General features: G+C 60.3%; 16 protein-coding genes. 12 read left to right on the top strand and 4 right to left on the bottom strand.

The genetic code is table 11. From position 1 onward, the window contains the following. Positions 1-3: 3 nt before the first annotated feature. Positions 4-657 carry an endonuclease III gene (gene nth / locus WAW39_RS06305; protein WP_422316905.1) on the top strand — a complete coding sequence of 218 codons (654 nt, stop codon included), beginning with the start codon at positions 4-6 and terminating at the stop codon, positions 655-657. Positions 658-694: 37 nt separating this feature from the next. Here nth and WAW39_RS06300 read toward each other — a convergent pair whose 3' ends face one another. The 4 genes from WAW39_RS06300 to WAW39_RS06285 form a co-directional block, all read right to left on the bottom strand. After that, positions 695-1,567: a hypothetical protein gene (locus WAW39_RS06300; RefSeq protein WP_422316903.1), complete on the bottom strand. Its 873-nt coding sequence runs from the start codon at positions 1,565-1,567 to the stop codon at positions 695-697. A gap of 196 nt (positions 1,568-1,763) precedes the next feature. Next, positions 1,764-2,222 carry a hypothetical protein gene (locus tag WAW39_RS06295; protein ID WP_422316901.1) on the bottom strand — a complete coding sequence of 153 codons (459 nt, stop codon included), beginning with the start codon at positions 2,220-2,222 and terminating at the stop codon, positions 1,764-1,766. A 44-nt stretch (positions 2,223-2,266) separates the two neighbouring features. Further along, positions 2,267-2,785 carry a hypothetical protein gene (locus WAW39_RS06290; protein ID WP_422316899.1) on the bottom strand — a complete coding sequence of 173 codons (519 nt, stop codon included), beginning with the start codon at positions 2,783-2,785 and terminating at the stop codon, positions 2,267-2,269. Between the two features lie 4 nt (positions 2,786-2,789). Continuing rightward, positions 2,790-6,809 carry a PQQ-binding-like beta-propeller repeat protein gene (locus WAW39_RS06285; protein WP_422316897.1) on the bottom strand — a complete coding sequence of 1,340 codons (4,020 nt, stop codon included), beginning with the start codon at positions 6,807-6,809 and terminating at the stop codon, positions 2,790-2,792. On the opposite strand from WAW39_RS06285, the gene WAW39_RS06280 reads away from it, so the two are divergent. The 11 genes from WAW39_RS06280 to WAW39_RS06230 all read left to right on the top strand — a co-directional run bounded on the left by WAW39_RS06280 (position 6,808) and on the right by WAW39_RS06230 (position 18,104). Next, entirely contained in the window at positions 6,808-7,212 is a 405-nt protein-coding gene (locus tag WAW39_RS06280) for a ribbon-helix-helix domain-containing protein (protein ID WP_422316895.1), read from the top strand. The genes WAW39_RS06285 and WAW39_RS06280 overlap by 2 nt on opposite strands. Positions 7,213-7,215: 3 nt before the next feature. Continuing rightward, positions 7,216-7,512 carry a type II toxin-antitoxin system RelE/ParE family toxin gene (locus WAW39_RS06275; RefSeq protein WP_422316893.1) on the top strand — a complete coding sequence of 99 codons (297 nt, stop codon included), beginning with the start codon at positions 7,216-7,218 and terminating at the stop codon, positions 7,510-7,512. Positions 7,513-7,585: 73 nt separating this feature from the next. Continuing rightward, on the top strand, positions 7,586-8,305 hold the full coding sequence (locus WAW39_RS06270; RefSeq protein WP_422316891.1) for a metalloprotease: 720 nt from the start codon (positions 7,586-7,588) through the stop codon (positions 8,303-8,305). 28 nt (positions 8,306-8,333) lie between these two features. After that, positions 8,334-9,440: a hypothetical protein gene (locus WAW39_RS06265; protein ID WP_422316889.1), complete on the top strand. Its 1,107-nt coding sequence runs from the start codon at positions 8,334-8,336 to the stop codon at positions 9,438-9,440. 247 nt (positions 9,441-9,687) lie between these two features. Then, positions 9,688-10,206, top strand: a complete 519-nt coding sequence (locus tag WAW39_RS06260; protein WP_422316887.1) for a hypothetical protein — start codon at positions 9,688-9,690, stop codon at positions 10,204-10,206. 941 nt (positions 10,207-11,147) lie between these two features. After that, on the top strand, positions 11,148-12,443 hold the full coding sequence (locus WAW39_RS06255) for a Gfo/Idh/MocA family protein (RefSeq protein WP_422316885.1): 1,296 nt from the start codon (positions 11,148-11,150) through the stop codon (positions 12,441-12,443). 93 nt (positions 12,444-12,536) lie between these two features. Beyond that, positions 12,537-13,004 carry a hypothetical protein gene (locus WAW39_RS06250; RefSeq protein WP_422316883.1) on the top strand — a complete coding sequence of 156 codons (468 nt, stop codon included), beginning with the start codon at positions 12,537-12,539 and terminating at the stop codon, positions 13,002-13,004. A 72-nt stretch (positions 13,005-13,076) separates the two neighbouring features. After that, positions 13,077-16,223, top strand: coding sequence for a fused MFS/spermidine synthase (locus tag WAW39_RS06245; RefSeq protein WP_422316881.1), 3,147 nt, complete (start codon positions 13,077-13,079; stop codon positions 16,221-16,223). 278 nt (positions 16,224-16,501) lie between these two features. Further along, positions 16,502-17,566 carry a cytochrome-c peroxidase gene (locus tag WAW39_RS06240; protein WP_422316879.1) on the top strand — a complete coding sequence of 355 codons (1,065 nt, stop codon included), beginning with the start codon at positions 16,502-16,504 and terminating at the stop codon, positions 17,564-17,566. Between the two features lie 73 nt (positions 17,567-17,639). Next, entirely contained in the window at positions 17,640-17,927 is a 288-nt protein-coding gene (locus tag WAW39_RS06235) for a hypothetical protein (RefSeq protein WP_422316877.1), read from the top strand. Between the two features lie 6 nt (positions 17,928-17,933). Further along, positions 17,934-18,104, top strand: a complete 171-nt coding sequence (locus WAW39_RS06230; protein ID WP_422316875.1) for a type II toxin-antitoxin system RelE/ParE family toxin — start codon at positions 17,934-17,936, stop codon at positions 18,102-18,104. The last annotated feature ends 237 nt before the right edge of the window (positions 18,105-18,341 follow it).

Below are 18,341 nucleotides of genomic sequence, written 5' to 3'. Positions count from 1 at the left end.
CCAGTGACCAAGCAGGAGCGCGCGGATTACATCCGGAATCGGCTGGGTCAGTTGTACCCTTCACCTCCCGTTCCTCTGGATCATGAGGATGCCTTTACCCTGCTGGTGGCCGTCCTGCTCTCTGCCCAGTGCACCGACGTCCGCGTCAATCAGGTGACGCCAGCCTTGTTTCGGCTCGGCAAAACCCCGGCTGCACTCGCAGCCGCCCCGCTCGATCAAATCGAAGCCATTGTGCGCCCCTGCGGCCTGGGACCGCAGAAAGCCAAGGCCATCAAACAGCTTTCCGGCATCCTTCTGGAGGAACACCAAGGGCAGGTTCCCGCCTCGCTGGAGGCCTTGGAGCGCCTCCCGGGAGTCGGCCACAAAACCGCCCAAGTCGTGATGGCTCAGGCCTTTGGCATTCCTTCTTTCCCGGTAGACACCCACATCCACCGGCTTGCACAGCGCTGGGGCCTCACCAATGGCAAGTCCGTGCTACAGACCGAACGGGATTTGAAGCACCTGTTTCCGGAGGAATCCTGGAACAAGCTGCACCTGCAGATCATCTTCTATGGCAGGGAGTTTTGCAGCGCACGCGGCTGCGACGGGACCGTGTGTGAAATCTGCCGCACCTGCTACGCGAAGCGGCGGAATCCCGTCAGCACCAAAAAGGCCTGAGAGTTCCGCCGTTCCCAAAGAAAGACCTGCCCCATGCTTACCAGCGCAGACGCAGGCTGGTGCGGAAGGCGCGGGTGGTGTTGCCGAAATCGCCGCCGATACCGATGTCAAACATGGGCAGCACCCGGAAGTAGGTCGACAAATCCACCATCTTGCTGTCGTACTTGTCGGCGCTGCTCACGGTCACGCCGGCCTGCACTTCCAGCCAGGTCAAAGGAGTGAAGCGCAATGCAGGACGCACATAGATGGAACCATCGCTGAAGCTCACGGAAGTGTCCTGCGCTTTCAAGCTGGCGTAAACCAGACCGGCCTCAGCCACAAAGGTGAGCTTTTCGTTGATCAAAGAAGTGTGGAAACCAGCGCCTGCCTGGATGCTGGCGAAGTCATAATTCCCCTTGGTCGCACCGGTGACACTGCCACCACCGCCGCTGCCCCATGAAGCGCCAAATTTCAAATAGAGCGGATTGAACAGGGCCACCGTCAGCGTTGCGCCAATGGTGTTGGCTCCAGACAGGTTGTCGGCCTTGGGAGCCACGTAGCGGTAATAGGCTTCCAAGTTGTTGAAATTGACCATGTTAGGCCCGCTTGGCTGTGCGCCGTAACCGGCTGCACCTGTCGGCGGCGAACTGTAATTGCTCACCCCCTGAGGCGTGTACGAGGAGACGCCACCAGGCTGTGGAGCGGCGGCGTATGGATCTGCATAGCCCGGAGGGGCCGTCACGGCCGGCGTGACGGAGGCTGGCGGCAGTGAATTGGGATACGCAGGAACATTGGGTGGTGTGCCGTATCCCGGGGGCGGCGTACCATAACCGGGAGGAGGCACCCCCATGACGCCATAACCAGTCTGAGCCACGGCACTTTGACAAAAGGCAACGCTGACGCTGAAAGCGTAAAATAGGATCCTTTTCATGAGAAGTGGGGCATCTATTGATTATTTAGATATGTTAAATAATCTCTCAAATCAATAGATTGAGCAAATCTTTTTTTTGGTTTTGAGATTTCCATTCAATCCAGTCGCTATGACACTGTCTTAGCAATCAGCCATAGAATGGACCTTACGGGACCTATACGTCCTATAAAGGGCCCCCGGCGCACGAAAACCGCCGCTACTTTCTCAGCCAGCGTGGGATCAGTACCAGCAAGGCCAGTCCCGCTGCCAAACCGGCAATCAGTCGGCCTTTGTGGCTTTCAGCCGGTTTCTCAATCTCGGGCAGGATCGTCACCAATTCAGGAACCGCGAGGGGTTTGAACTCCGGGAGGGTCGGAGGCGGAGTCGGAGGACTGGCCGCTTCAGATCCCGCAGGCTGGGCCGCGCTGGCGGCCGCTGCTGGCAGCGCCTTTTCCCAGTCAAGATTGAGCAGGATGTCCCAACCGGGGCTTTCGTTTTTCAGCCGGCAGCCGCAGCGGCCCACGAGGAACATGCAGGCATCTTCCAGCGACGCATCATCCAGAATGTCCAGCGGCCAGGCTCCCAGCACCCTGCCCCGGCCAAAGACCGCCCCGGCAAAGCTGGTGCTCGTGGGATCAAAGGTCCCCCTCGGTCCGGCAAGCATGTGCAGCAGCATGGCCTCCGCAGGATCATCGCGCCGCAGCCTGAGGGTGCTGAATTTCAGGCGCAGCGGCGGCCCGGGTCCAAGCTGGCTGTCTGGGTCGTTGGGGTCCTGAATGGGCAGCGACGCACCTGCTCCAGGAATTTGAGCCGCTTTTCGATCCGCTCCACCTCCAGCACATCCACCGGCGATCCGCTGTCAGCGATCACCCAGATGACCGAATCCCCCGCCAGCAGCTGCTGCACGAGTTTCTTACGCGCCGGGGAATCCAGCACAGCACTGAGCGTGGCAGCGTCCAGCTTGCCCGCCCACACCTGCTTCTCGCTCTCCCGCGAATAGCGCAGGATGGTGTCCTGCTGCGCGGGGTCCTTGGAGGTGGAGAAGTCGAGGTTGGCCTTGCCATTGGCGCGCAAGGGGCGCAGCAAATCCTGCACCTCCGGCGTTTGCGAGACGGCGGCAGGCATGACGAGGTGAAACTTGTCCGCCTCCCAGCGGTCCAGCGCAAAGCGGAACACCGGGATGGTACAGGCACAGGCACCACTCGTGCAAATGGCTATGATGAGGGTGGCGAGTCGCATGGCGCTATTTCCCAAAGCACTGCAGCCTGCCGTCCATCGTGCTCACATACACACGTCCTTGAGCGACGGTGATGCCATCCCACACGGCGGGACTCGTCAGTTCAAGGCCCGCACTTTGCTCACCGGTCTCGGTGTTCACGGCCCACATCTTGGCGCCGCGTTTGCCGTCCAGAGCTTCGTCCTGTTCTTTGAGTTCCTGCAGAATGGCAGGGTCTTTAGCGGCGAGACGCTCAAAAGCATACTCCTCATCAATCGTGTCCGGCGCACCGCTAACGAGCACTGTCTTGCCGGCCAGCGCCATGCTGCGGGCCACGATGGGCACAAAGCGGTCCCAGGTGTGTTTCACAAAGCTGCCGCTGCCTTTGCCTCCCTTGCCGCCTTCGTCGGCACCGCCCTTGAACCAAAGAGCGCCACCCACCTTGCCTTTGCCGGATTCCACCCCGGCCCCCACGCCATGCACCTCATTGCCGGAGCTGTCGCGGGAGTCACCATTGTCGAAGTTGCAGACCAGCACGGCATCCGAGGGCTTCACTTCCGGTTGCTCGAAGCGCTGCTGCACCTCGGCGGCGCTCAGCGCCTTGTGATAGACGACGAACTGATCCAGCAGGCCGCTGTAGCCACCGGCACTTTCTTCTGCCACGCCACTTCCATTGCCCACGATGAGCGGATTCGCCGGTTTGCCGGCCACCAGCTCCCCAGCCATGCCTTCGGCGACAAGCTTGCCATCAATATAGAGAGTCATCTTTTTGTCAGCAGCAAGGACACCCGCAATGTGATGCCAGCCGTCGGTCAGCGCCTCGGCGGAGACGATGCTGCTCACTTTCGAATCACTGCGGATGTGGAACTGCGGTTTTTTGTCATGGAAGTCGAGACCCACGCCAAGGCGAGGCCCGCCATGGTTGATGATGGTGCCGCTGGGCTTGTCCGGAAGCACCCAGGCCTCCACGGTGATCGGGGTCTTCGTAGGATCCAGCACCGGGACATCCGGGAACTGCACGCTGCCAGGCATCGGCGCGCCTCTGGCCCCTCCTTTTCCACCGCCTTTTTTCGGAGCGTCTGCATTCTTGCCTTTGCCCTTCTTCTTGGCCTCCGCCTGCGCCTTCAGAGTCTCGCTGTGGCCCACCTGCGTTTCACCTTTGGGCTGCACGGCGAGTGGTTTGCCATCCTTGTCCAGCACCACGCTGTTGCCCTTGCGTTCGGTGGTGGCGGACTCGGTGTCGTAGGCTTGCTCCGGTGGTGCCTTGGGCGTGGCGAAGAGCGTGTACTCCATCGTGGTCGTCCACTTGTAGTACTGCGCTTCGCGACCGTAGGAGTACACGTTCTTGTCATCGTGCACGAGGATGCGGCCTGCCGGGGCATACTTGCCCGCCTGGAAGTAGCCGCTGTGACCACCGGCAAAACTTTTGCCATAGACCCAGTAGCTGCGGTGGAAATTGGAGTCATCGAGGAAGCCCATCGGCGCAAAGAGGTGCTGCCCCTCGCCTTTGTGCGCGCCGCCCTGCTTGTCGAAGTCTCCGCTCACCGGGCCCACTTCCACACGCTTGCCATCGACCCCGATTTTCTGCGTGCGCAGGAAGGTCCACTTGCCGTCGCTGCTCAGGATGTCGTTCAAAGCGACCGGCATCTGCAGCGTCTTGTGGCGGTCGTTCAAGTCGCCACCGGTTTCAGGATCGCGGTCGTCGTAGTTGATTTTGACCTTCATCTCGCCGGTCTTCGCATCCACGCGGTAGAACCACAGGCCGCCATCGAGGAAACAGGAATGGCCGGAGACAAAGCTCACCAGACCGTTTTCCACCAGCACGCTGCCGTGCACGGGCCACACGCTCTCCATCATCTCCCACGCGCCATGGCTCAGCATGACCGGCGCCCCCTGAAACTTCCACACCAGCGCGCCGTCTTTGGCACGCAGGCAGTACACATTGCCGTCATTCCCGCCGATGAACACCCTGCCCTGCCAGTAGGTCGGCGGTGAATCCATGCGACCACCTGCGATGAAATGCCAGGCTTCCTTGCCTGTGGCGGAGTCGAAGGCATGCAGCGTGTGCTTGTCCACCTCGGAGACAAAGGTCAGGCCAGCGGCGCTCGTCGTGGTGCTCAGCGGTGGCGTGAGCTTCACCTCCCAGGCCATGCCGAGGTCCTTCTTCAGGTCCTGGTTCGAATACCCGCTGCGGGCATTGTCGGAGCGGTAGGTGGGCCAGTCCTTGGCATCGGCGGGAGTCTCCGCAATGGCTTCGGCATAGGCGGGTCCCTTGGTCAGACGTGCGCTGTCCGCTGTGTGCGGCGGCATGGGATAACGCGGCGCGGAGGCCATGGCGGCCATGCCATCCAGCTTCGCTTCGGGGTAGCAGGCGCAGTTGTGCGGTCCGGCGTAGGTGAGACCGTTGCATGGCAGCACACCATAGAGGCAGGCGCCGCGCACCCAGTGGTTCAGGTCCCAGTGCTGCTTCTCCATGTCCACATACTCGATGCCGGTGCGGGAGGGCATGATGAACTTCTCCGTGGCCTTCGCCATGTAGCAGCGGTGGTGGAACCAGTAGGTGCCCTGCGGCACGTCGGGAAAAAACTGCTTTTTCACCACGCCCGTCAGCGGATCGCGGCCCGTGTATTCACCCGTCTGATTCCCCTGCGTGGTGCCCGCATTCCAGACGAGCCCCTGCGCCACGATGACATCCTCCATGCTGCGATAGCCACTCTTCTCATGCGAGGAACTCCACAGTTCCTTGCCCGTGTCCGCGTTGATGCCTTTCATCAGACCATCGCCGCCAGCATACAGAATCACGTCATTGTTCAGCACCACACGCGGGGCAAAGTTGAACTCATAAAGCTTGCGGCGGGCCTCGGGCACATCGGCAAAGAGCACCGCGCCCGTCTTCACGTCACGGCTCGTCAGACCATCGCCATTGTAATAGACCATGCGCTTGTCATCGAGGGCTAGGGTGATGGGCCCGACCTTGTCGTCCACTTTCCAGAGCGTCTTGCCGCTCTCCGCGTCGAGCGCCATCAGGTGGCGAGTCTTGCCATCCCAGTTGAACTCCGTCTCCACGCGCTTCTGATCACTCTGCTGCTTCACGGCAAACTCTTCGTTCAGACGCCACGCTTCGGGGTTCACCAGGGCATACAGGTTGCCGTTTCTATACAGCAACTCTTCCGCGCCCTTGGTCTGCGGATACTCACGGATCACCTCGCCCGTCGCTCCATCCAGGCAGGTGATGGGATCTGAAATGCCCAGCGTCACATAGACCTTGTCACCGATCGCCGCGAGCCGACGCGTCAACTGCGTGGGGCCGGACTTCAGGGGCCACAGATGCGTGCTCCACTGCGGGATCGACTTTTTCCAAAGAATGGTCCCATTGAAGGCATCGCGCGCGATCAGCGCAAACTTGGCCGGCATCAGGATGGAGATGCGGCTGCCCTCATCCATGATGTAATAGAGACGTCCGCCCGCGCTCACCTCGGCGCTCACGGATGACATACGGTCATGGTGGCGGCTCCAGCGTGGATTTCCCACCCACTGCATGCGTGAAGGCGGGCCGGTGAGGATGTCCTTGGAGGTGGGATTGCCCTTCGAGTCATACGCAAAGTGCGTCCACTCATCCATGCCCTTGGGCCATGGCTTCACGATCTTCTCCCAGCCGCTGGCCTTGCGAACCATCGCCACGCCCAGCGGTGTCAACACGCGATCAATCTCCGCCTTGTCCACCGCAGCGGCATCTTCGACCACCAGCAGGTTCACGTAGTTCTCAATATAAGGCAGATGCTTCCCATCCCAGGAATCCACCGCAACGGGGCCATACTTGCCCGCCTGATAAATCGTTTCGCGAATCCCCGGCAGCGCCGCAGAATCCTGCGTGAGTCCCTGAACTTGGTAGCGATCACTGGCCCGCAGCGCCTGCGTCACTTTCCCATCCCCGCAGCGCACATGCACCACGATCCCGCCTTTGACCCCGGACTGGGAGATCAGGTCGGCGGCATCATCAGCCAGCAGCGCGGAGGAAAACAGGAGGCAGGTCAGAAGTCTTTTCATGGTGGGATCGGTCACGCGTAACGAAGGGCTGATGCAGGATGTTTCCGCCCATTTGACGTTGAATCAGATTCTCGACAAACCGCGCCAGCCTTGTTACAATCAAACAACCATGACCCGAGTAGCCATTCAACTTCCCGATGAGCTGAATCAGTTCGTGAACAAATCGGTTCAGGCCGGTGATTTTCACAATACGGACGAGTTTTTCATCAGCGTCGTTTCAATGTACAAGGATCAGGTCGAAGAAGGACTCAGCGAAGCTGAACAAAAAAAGCTCGAAAGTCTCCGTCGTGATATTCAAGTCGGAGTCGATCAACTCGACCGTGGCGAAGGCAGCGAAATGAATTGGGATGCGTTTTTCGCAGATCGTCACCGCGCCTATGCAGAGCGTCACGGCGTCTCCTAGGTCATGGCCAGAGTCGTCTATTCAGAGATTGCCAAGGCGGATCTCCGTGAGATTTGGGACTACGTTTCTGACGACAGCCAGCTCCAGGCTGACCGGCTCATGGAGCGGATTCGATCAAAACTCGAACACCTGGCCCAATGGAACACCCTTGGCCGCCCTCGCCCAGAAATGGCGCAGAATTGCCGCAGCTATCCCTTCGGCAAATACTGTTTCTTTTTCCGACCTGTCGACAATGGCATTGAAGTCATACGCGTGATTCACTCTGCCCGTGATCTCGATCAAATCGAGTTCCGCGAATAACACCCTACGAGATGAAATGGTGGATTTAAGCCGCCGCTTGTGTGACAGGCTCCGCTCACTCTTTTCCATACCCATGCTCCGCTTCACGCTCTTCGGCTTTCCAATCCAGATCCACTGGATGTTCTGGTTGAACACCGCACTCATGGGCGGAGGCATGAGCGCCAATACCCCCGAGCAGTTTCGCGGTCTGCTGGCCTGGGTGGTCGCTGTCCTGCTTTCCATTGTAATTCATGAACTGGGCCATGCGCTGGCCATGCGAAACTACGGTGACCGCCGCGTCGGCATCGTGCTGTATGCCTTCGGCGGGCTGGCGATCGGCAGCAAGCCACGCACCCGGCAGGAAGACTTCCTCGTCAGTGCGGCAGGTCCGGGGCTGCAGATCCTTTTTGGCCTTGCCGTCGGCTGGTCCATGACCCTCTGGCCGCCGCCATGGCTCTGGCTGCATCAGATGATGGATGCCTTCACCGTGGTCAGCATTTTCTGGGCGCTGCTCAATCTGGTGCCCGTGCTGCCGCTGGATGGCGGTCACCTCTGCCAGGCTTACCTCGGCCCGCGCAAGAAGCGGCAGGTGCTGCTCATCAGCATCACGTGTGCGGTGGCCCTGGCTCTCTTGTCGGTGACCAGCGATCTGTGGCTGGGCCTGCAAAACGGCGTCCTGCGCCTGCTGGACATCGACGCGGATATTCGCGTGGGCAGCGGCATTTTCACCCTGCTGGTGTTTGGCATGCTCGCCTGGAACAATTGGAAGGAGTTGCAGAATGAGCCGCAAATTCCTTGGATGAACGCGCGTTGAGAGTGCATTGGACTGTTTTCGTCCCCTGATGCGCCTTCTCCGAACACTTTTTATCCTTGCTGCGGCCACCACCCTCGCCGCCGCACAATCGCCCAAACCAGAACTGATCTCCCCGCAGGTCAAAGCTGCGGTGGACAAGGCCGTGGCCTGGCTGATCCGGCAGCAGAAATCAGCGGGCTTCATCGTCGATGAAAAATCAGACGCCAAGCCCAAGCGCGGAGATCTGCCCTCTCACAGCGCGGCGATGACCTCCCTCGCCCTCATGGGACTGGCCTCCGTGGGGCACATGCCGGATGATCCCACCCCGGAAGGCATCGCCTGCGGCAAGGCCCTGCGTTACATCGTGGAAGGCGTGGAGCCCGATGAAAACGGCTACCTCGGGCGCAGCGACCGCTCACGCATGTACGGCCACGGCATCATCTCCCTCATGATGGCCGAAATGATCGGCCACGCGCCGGATGAAGCCACGGACAAACGCCTGCACAAACAACTGGAGGGCGCGATTCAGCTCATCCTCCGCTCCCAGCAGGTGCCGAAGAGCGAGGCCAACCGCGGCGGCTGGCGCTATGAACCAAGCTCCAGCGACAGCGACATCTCCGTCAGCGTCTGGCAGGTCATGGCGCTGCGTGCCGCCAAGGACGCCGGGTTTGAGGTGCCCAAGGGTGCCATCGACAACGCCGTGGCCTACATCAAGCGCAGCTATCGTGTGGAGCGCGACTCCAATGGCAATCCCAAGAGCGATGCCGCCGCCTTCAGCTACGAGCCTTATGGCGGTCGCCAGACCTTCTCCACCACCGCGGCCGGGCTGCTCTCCCTCCAGGTCTGTGGCCAGTATGAAACCGCCGAAGTCCTCGGCTCCGCCAACTGGCTTCTCAAGTCCCCGCCCGAGATCAACGAACCCTGGTTCTTCTACGGCTGCTACTACTACGCCCAGGGCATGTACCAGCGCGGTGGCGACCACGCCGCCACCGCCCGCCAAAAGACCGAGCAAACCCTCATCGCCGCCCAAGGCCAGGACGGCAGCTGGTATCCGCGCAATGGCAACGAGAAGAGCGCCGGAGCCGTGTATGCCACGTCATTGGCGCTGCTGAGCCTGAGTGTGCATCATCACTTTTTGCCGATTTATCAGAAGTAGGCGGGGACGGCTAGAGTGCAGTTGCCCACTGAGGCACTGCTTTTCAGCAACAGCTTTAACAAAAGAGGAAACGCAGCCACCGTTCATGCAGACTGGTCCGCGAGCAAAGTTCTTGCAGAGCCCTGGCTAAACATGATTGGCTGCTCGAAGCCTCATGCATGCCCACGCATCCCCCTCATGCCTCCTCCTGCTACTGCTTGCAGTCGCGAGTTCCCCGAGTTGCACCTCCACGCGCCCGCAGACGGACATGAAGTACCGGACCTTGCGCATGTGGCATCAAACGGATCCGAGATCCGCGCACAATTTCTGCCCATACCAAAACGAGCTGGAGATGTTTGGCTGCACGGCGGCTGAGTATGGAGCGATGCACACGGCCCGTGTGGAGGTCTTGCGCATCGGCGAAGGTGCAGACCAGTACCAAGGCGCGGCAAGCCGTCCCATCGTCCTGGACCACGAGGATGACGGAGCCGTGCTGGGCAGGCTGCTCGACTACGACAGCTACGGAGAGCCCAACCTTTGCGACTTCGATCCCGCCATCCGAGTGACGGTGGATGCCCCTCATGGACGCTACCAGTTTGATGTCTGCTTTGCCTGCGATGGCGTCTTCGTCCAATCACCCCGCACGCCCAAAGGCCGCAAATCCGGCTCATTCATGCTCCACATGTCTCCGCTGCTGCGTCGAGACATGGTGCAGCTGGCGCAGCGCTTCTTTCCTGGCGACCGCACCCTGAAGCCGGTCTATCAGCGGCAGAAGCAGGAGCGGTGAACACTCTCAAAAACAACACTGACAACCGCCGACACAGAGGTTTCGGCAGTTTTGGCAGTTTGTTTTCGGAGGGGGACGTATTTTTTAACCGAGCACCACCGCGAGGGGGTATTGGCGGTTTCGGCGGTTTTGGCGGTGCTTTTTAAAAGGGGGACTATTTTTTCGCCAGGGGCAGAGCGTGCTCAAGCGAACCAGCAAAACCAACGAAACTGGGGGTTTTGAGGGTTTCGTTGGTTTTGTTGGTCCTTTTTGGAAGAGGGAGTGTTTTTCTACTGGCTTTCGTGGATGACCACACCGGAAGCGGTCCAGAGGGTCTTGTCAGTCCCTTTTCAAGAGGTACACCATTCATGAGGATGGCCAGTAAGCGGTGGATGAATGGAGAAACCAGGTAAGTGAGGGGGGAAATCACCCTCAATCCATCTCCTGCCATGATTTGCAGTAAAGCAGCCCTGCTGCTGCGTAGCCAAGATGACTGCTCCACAAGGGAACACCATGCTTCTATTTACCACATAGTGCTATTATAAAGCATTGAATACCTCATCCTATCTTGACCTGCCCCTCCCACAACAGACCGGTTTGTCATCCGGCTCTTGTTTGGCTCACATCTGCCACCTAGCACACCACCAGCTCCCTCACGACCAGAGCCGATGAAACATCAAGGCTACGTGTTGATGTTTCAGCCCTCCCTGCCTGCGAATACAAAATTCGTCCCCCTTTTAAAAAGCACCAACAAAACCAACAAAACCCTCAAAACCCCCAGTTTCGTTGGTTTTGTTGGTTTCGTTGGTTCGCTTTTGCACGCTCCGCCGCTCGCGAAAAATATCTCCCCCTTTTTTAAGTCACTGCCAAAACCGCCGAAACCGCCAATACCCCCTTTGGGCGGCAGTAAAGGCAGCTCGGCATGCATGGTCCGCCCGTTTCCCGCCGTATGTCACGGCACCATGAACACGCTCAACCGCCGTCAGTTCGTCCGTCGCACCGCTTTGGCATCGTTCGCTGCTCCCGCCTTTCTGAAGGCGGCAGGGGCAGACAAGATCAACCTCGCCTTCATCGGCCCCGGCGGGATGGGCACGAACCACATCAACACGATGTGCAAACGCGATGACGTGATCTACTCGTGGGTCTGCGATGCGGACTCCAAAAAGGCGGAGGCGGCGGCGAAGAAGATTCAGGAACTCACCGGCCAGACGCCGAAGATCGCCAAGGACATGCGGCAGGTGTTTGATGACAAAGCCGTGCAGGCCGTGCTGATGGCCACGCCGGACCACTGGCACGCGCCGGGGGCGATCCTCGCCGCGAATGCCGGCAAGCATGTGTACGTGGAGAAGCCCTGCTCGCACAATCTGCATGAAGGACGGCTCATGATCGAGGCGGCGGCGAAAAACAAGGTGGCCATGCAGGTGGGCACCCAGAGCCGCAGCACGGCCAGCATCAGCCAGATCATTGAAAAACTGCGCAGCGGCGTCATCGGCGAGGTCTTGGTGGCAAAGGCATGGAACAGCCAGCTCAGAAGGAATCAAGGTCACATGCCGGAGACGGATCCGCCCGCGAACCTCGACTACGACCTGTGGCTCGGCCCGGTCCCGAAGGTGCCGTTTAAAAGCACCTACCATCCCGGCAGCTGGCGCTGGTTTCATCATTTCGGCGCGGGAGATTTTGGTAACGACGGCGTGCACGACATCGACATCGCCCGCTGGGGCCTCGGTGTGGACCAGCACCCGAACCGCATCATCGGCCAGGGCAGCAAGCTCTTCTTTGACGATGACCAGGAATGGCCGGACACGCTCTACTGCGCCTTTGAGTACGACATTGCAGGCAAGACCAAGCAGCTCATTTATGAGCAGCGCGACTGGTCGCCCTACGTGCAGGAAGGCCACGAAAACGGCTGCTCCTGGTATGGCACCGAAGGCATGATCATCGGCGGCAAGCAGAAAGGAAGCTGGCAGATCTACGGCCGCAAAAACAAGCTCATCGAAGACATCAAACCCACCTCCGGCCCCGATCTGGCCGCGCATCATGCGAATTTCTTCGACGCCATCCGCACCGGCGCGAAACTGAACGCCGACATCACCATCAACCACCTCTCCACCTCCCTCTGCCATCTCGGCAACACCGCCGCCCGCACCCGCAGCGCCCTGGTGTTTGATCCCGCGAAAGAGCAGTTCATCGGCGCCGCCGACACCTCGAAGCTGCTGAGGCGTGAGTATCGTGAGCATTGGGCTACGCCTGTCGGATAAGGGAACCGTTGAAGGTCGTTTACAACAGAGGGGCGGTGGCGGGCGGTTGATCTGCCGCTTGTCCTTCTGTCCTCTCGAGCTCATCGTAAAGCCATGAACCCATTGATCCGCATTCTCACCGTATCACTCCTTCTCGCTGCGGCCTGCAAAGCTGATGAATTGAAGCAGCCCACTGTGGACGTCTCCGTTCAATATCTTGAAGTGACCGACGCCTACCAAAGGCTCAAGTCTTCATTTTCGGACATCGGCAAAATCGTAAAGGCCATTCAAATCGACAAAAACGCATTCACTCTCCACTCAGATCACGCCAGGTATGCCGAGGTCCGTCAAATGCTGGCCAAGATGGATGTGCGCCCCACCCCAGTGCTTCTCGACATGGTCATCACTGAAATCAAGAAAGACGGCACTGAGACAGTGGTTGGGCATCCCACCTGCGTGACGCTTGAAGGCCAGCCTTGGGAGGTGTTTTACACGCTCGATCAGGGAAGGAAGTTGAAGTTCACCATTCGCTCCTCCTCGAAGCCTGGAGACCTGGCTGCGGTACAGGCTCCCCGCCGATGAATCCTGAGCGTGGGACAACATGCATCATCCAAACTGGACACCTCAAGTTTCGTGCGTCTTGATGCGCCAACGATGACTCTCCCTCCCGCTCTGCGCCTGCCCTTCCTCGCCTGCCTGCTCGCACTCTCCGGTGCCTGCGCGCTCGTCTATCAAATGGCATGGCTGCGGGAATTCCGGCTCGTCTTTGGTGGGGCCACACCGGCCACGGCGGCGGTGCTGGCGATCTTCATGGGCGCGATGGGCGCAGGCAGTGCGCTGTTTGGTCGCAAGGCGGAGGCCTCCGCGAATCCGCTGCGGCTGTATGCATTCATCGAACTCGGCGTAGGAGTTGCGGCATTGCTCACACCGCTGCTGCTTTCGCTGGTGCGCTCCCTCTATCTCAGCACCGGCGGCATTGCGGCACTGGGGCAGGTGCCAGCGACATTGCTGCAGCTTCTGCTCGCGACGGTGGTTCTCGCGCCGCCCTGCCTGCTCATGGGCGGCAGCCTGCCTGCGGCCTTCAAATGGGTGGAGACAGATCAGGACACGCAGCGTGGCAGCCTGGGCGTGCTGTATGGCGTCAACACCCTCGGCGCTCTTACCGGCGTCCTCGTCAGTACTTTCTGGCTGCTCGAACTCTGGGGCATTCGCACCACCGTCATGGCGGCTGCGGGAGTGAATCTCCTCATTGGTGCGGCGGCGTGGTTCGTTTCGCGCAACGAGACCATGCCAAAGCCAGCGCCGCTGACTGCCCAAGATGCAACCGTGGCTCCAAGCACGCTGACAGCGCGCTTCCTCTACCTCGCCGCAGGCATCACAGGCTTCACGTTTTTCCTCAGTGAACTTGTCTGGTTCCGCATCCTCGCGCCGCTGCTGGGCAGTTCGGTCTATGGCTTCGGTTTGATCCTCGCGCTGGCACTTGCTGGTATCGGTTTGGGTGGACTGCTCTACCGCATGCTGTGGGCGTCGCGGGCCGGTGCGGTCACGCTGGCGGCACTGGCACGTGTGGCGGCATGGCAGGCGTTGTTTCTAGCCCTGCCTTTCGCGCTGGGAGATCGCATCGCAGTTTTCGCCATCGACGTGAATCAGTTGCGCTCCTTGGGCCTGCCGGGCCAGATCACCGGTTGGACCTTGATCGCCAGCCTGCTCGTCCTGGGGCCGTCGATCCTCGCGGGCGTGCAGTTTCCGCTGCTCGTCGGTTTGCTGGGCAGCGGCAGCCGCGATGCGGGCCGGCATGTAGGATTCGCGTATGCAGCCAACACCCTCGGAGCCATCACCGGTTCGCTCGCCGGAGGTTTCATCCTGCTGCCATGGCTGACGGCACTCGGAGCCTGGCGCTGGGTCTTTGTGCTCACCCTGCTGCTGAGTCTGGGCGCGGCAGTGCTCGGAGCACGCTCCACTTCAAAATGGGCGTGGCCTGTGATCGCAACCCTATGGCTCAGCGCAAGCTGCCTCATGTTCCTTCCCACCGGCCCCACGGCGGCTTGGCGTCACAAGCCCATCGGCTACGGTCGCGTGGAGTCGCTGCCGAATTCCATCAATGGCCTGCGCGGCTGGCTGCATGCCAGCCGCTGGAAGATCGCGCATGAATTTGAAGGCCGTGAGGCCAGCGTGGCCGCCGTGGACAGCGATGACGGTTACTGCCTCTACGTGAACGGCAAATCCGACGGCTCGGCCTTTGGCGATGCCGACACGCAGATCATGCAGGGCCTCGTGCCCGCCATGCTTCATCCCGCACCGCACACCGCCTTCATCGTCGGCCTCGGCACCGGCACCACCGCTGGCTGGGTGGCCGATGTGCCCGAGATGCAGCAGGTGGATGTGGCGGAACTGGAACCCGCCATGGCCGGACTCGCGCGCCATCAATTCGCGCCCGTGAACCGCGATGTGCTGAGCAAAGCCAACGTCCGCCTCATTTCCGGCGATGCACGCGAAGCTCTGCTGGCTGCAGGCAGCCGCTATGATCTGATCATCTCCGAACCTTCCAACCCCTACCGCGCCGGAGTCTCCACCTTGTTCACGCGGGAATTCTACGCCGCTGCCAAAGCCCGGCTCCATGAGCACGGTCTCTTTGCCCAGTGGGTGCAGGGTTATGAGGTGGACGCCCAGGCCATCCGTCAGGTGTATGCCACGCTCACCTCCGTGTTTCCGCACGTGGAGACCTGGATCTCCGGTCCGAACGATCTGCTCTTCATCGGCCACCTCACGCCACCAGAATATACCATGAAGCAGCTGCGCACGCGCATCACGCAGCCGCTGTTTGCCGAAGCGCTCAAGCGCGTGTGGCTCACGAACTCCGTCGAAGGCATGCTCGCCCATCATCTCGCCTCGCCAGAGTTTGCACGCAGCCTGCTGCAATCCAGCCCGACCACCGTCAACACTGACGACCGCAACCTGCTGGAGTACGGCTTTGCCCGCGCCCTTTCCAAGGACAACACCTTTGAGACCACTCAGGTGCTCAGCATGGCCATCGAGCAGGACCTGGATGTTCCCGCGCATCTAGCGGCCCAGATCGACCGCACACGCCTCACCTATGAGCGCCTGCGCATGCTCACAGCAGATGGTGCCAGCTTCGCGATGCTCGATGAGCTGACCGGGGATGATCAACGCCGCGCTGAAGGCGTCGCCGCCTTTGCCAAAGGGAACTTCAATGAAGTCCTCACAACATGGGCGGGCACATCCACCAGTCCCTTTGAGCAGTTGATGCTGCTGGAGTCCGCCGCCCATGCAGGCACGGCCGAGCAACTGCCTCCCTACATGGCAGCCGTCCGCCATGACTGGCCGGCTGACGCACACTTCGCTGCCGCACTGTCCGCCTTCCGCCATGAATCCTACGACGATGCCGCATCTCAATTGCTCGATGGATTCAAAGACATGCGATCACAGGTCTGGGTGCGACTCTCCTCCGTGCAAACCGCGCTCTCGCTGGTACCGCCCCTCGCAGCCAACAATCGCGATCTCGTCCCGCAATTCATGGCCGCATTGCAGCAGCCCTTTCCCGGTGGCCTAGCCGAGCCCAGTCGCCTGAACACGCTGATTCAGATCATCACCCTGCTCTCCCCGGCGCAGCAGATTGAGGTGCTTTCCGAGTTTGAACCCAACCCACCTTGGCAGCGTCAGTTCCTGGAGTTTCGCCTCAAAACCTATCGCACCGCCTCACACGCGCTCACGCCGCAGGCGGAGCGTGATTTGCAGGAATTTCTGCGCCATGCCGACCGCCGTTTGGATGAAGCACGGTAATAGCTGCGCAGAAAACGGAGCGCGGACTTTAGTCCGCAGCACTGATTCGCTTCGCTCCCCTTCGGGCTCCCTGCGGTCGTCTATCTCGCTTCGCTCGGTTCCGCCAGCCCCCATACTCCGCATTCCTCTTCCACATTCACACCTCCAGCGTCACCCTGCTTGCCATGCGCAGCGCGCGTAAAATCCTTCTCTGTGTGTGCGACCTGCTGCGGACTAAAGTCCGCGCTCCAGGACTCTTTGTCCTGCAACGCTGAGCGGTCGAAGCGCGTTGATTCCATATGCTCTCCACCCTTGTCGTGATCCTTGCGGCTGCGGCGGTTGAACCGTTGCCGAATACAAAGATCGAGGCGCTGCCGAAATCGGCTGCGCTGCCTGGCGACACGCCTGAAAAGATCGCCCTCGGCCGACTGCTGTTTTTTGATCCCATCCTCTCTGCCACGCGAGATGTCGCCTGCGCCACCTGCCACCATCCGCAGCACGGCTGGGCGGATGGCAGACCGACACCGCTCGGCGTGCATGCCAGCGGCATCGGGCCCGCGCGCAAACTCATCCAAGGCGCTCCCTTCCTGCCGCTGAAACGCAACACGCCCACCATCCTCAACACCGCCTTCAACGGCATCGAATCTGGCAAGCCCTTTGATCCCTCCAAGTCCCCCATGTTTTGGGACAACCGCGTGAGCAGCCTCGAAGCGCAGGCCCTGGCCCCCATCCGCCAGCGCGAGGAAATGCGTGGCGATGTTTGCAGCGAAGCAAAAGCCGTTCCCGCAATGGTGGAGCGCCTGAAGAGCATCCCCGAATACGTGAAGCTTTTTCAAACCGAGATCACCGCCGAGAAAGTCACGCAGGCCATCGCCGCGTATGAGCGCACGCTCATCACTCCCGATTCCCCCTTTGACCGCTTCATGCGTGGCGACAAAACCGCCATGACCGCCGAGCAGCAGCAGGGCATGGCCTCCTTTCAGAAAGCCGGATGCGCCCTCTGCCACAACGGCCCCATGCTCTCCGACTACAAACTCCACGCCATCGGCCTCACCGACTCCGCCACGAACCGCACCGAGTTCCGCACGCCTTCGCTGCGCAATCTGAAACACACCGCGCCCTACATGCACCATGGCGGCAGCACCACGCTCGATGAAGTGCTGCTCTTCTACGACCGCCTCATGGATCAAGCCGCCGAAACCTTCGAAGGCGGTGACACCACCCTGCCCCCGCTCGATCCCCTGCTCCGCCAGATGAACATGCTCCCCGAAGACCACGAGCCGATCAAAGCCTTCCTCGAATCACTCAACAGCGACGACTACGACAAGTCCGTGCCCGAGCGCGTGCCGAGTGGCTTGAAGTGATGCCCGTTCCCTAGAGACGGACGGGCAGCTGGGACTCGACAAAGCCGCAACTCTTTGATACCCTGAAAACGTTATGACAGCCGTCGTGGAAAACATCCGTCAGCAGATTGACCGCCTTGCGCCCGAGGAGGTGCAGGAGCTTTTCGCCGGGCTTGAATGCGATTACGCCATCCGAGTCGTCCACACTGAGATCAAAGTCGAGGAACTCAACGCGGCAGATCAAGCCAAGATCGCGGCCTTGCGCCAGGACATTCAGCTTGCAGCTGACGGACTTGATCGTGGAGAAGGCATTGAGATCGACTGGGATGCCAAGCTGGCACGCAGGCATGCGGCTTTTGCGCTTCGGCAGCAGACCGCCTGATCCGCCATGCCCATGGTCATCTACTCCGAGCAGGCAGATCGTGATCTAGACGACATCTGGGACTACATCGCTCAAGACAGCGTACTTCAGGCTGACAGGCTTTGGGATCGTTTTAGAGCTCGGCTGGAATACCTCGCCAAGTGGAACACGTTTGGGCGGCCACGATTCGAACTCTGAGCAAACTGTCGCAGCTATCCGTTCGAAAAATACTGCTTCTACTTCCGCCCCACAGAATCAGGCATCGAGGTGCTGCGAATCCTCCATTCCGCACGCGACCTCGACCAGATCAATTTCTCCGAGTGACCTTCACGCCTTACCACGCATCCGTCCTGAACGGCTGCGCTGGCAGGCCATCCAGGTTAAACAAGTTCGCCCACTGAAACGCATTGCTCCACGCATAGCGCACCGCAGCAG

The sequence above is a fragment of the Prosthecobacter sp. genome (assembly GCF_049294395.1).
In the GTDB taxonomy this organism is placed as follows: domain Bacteria; phylum Verrucomicrobiota; class Verrucomicrobiia; order Verrucomicrobiales; family Verrucomicrobiaceae; genus Prosthecobacter.
Note: the sequence above shows the minus strand (reverse complement) of the source record. Positions and strands in the feature narration are given on the sequence as shown.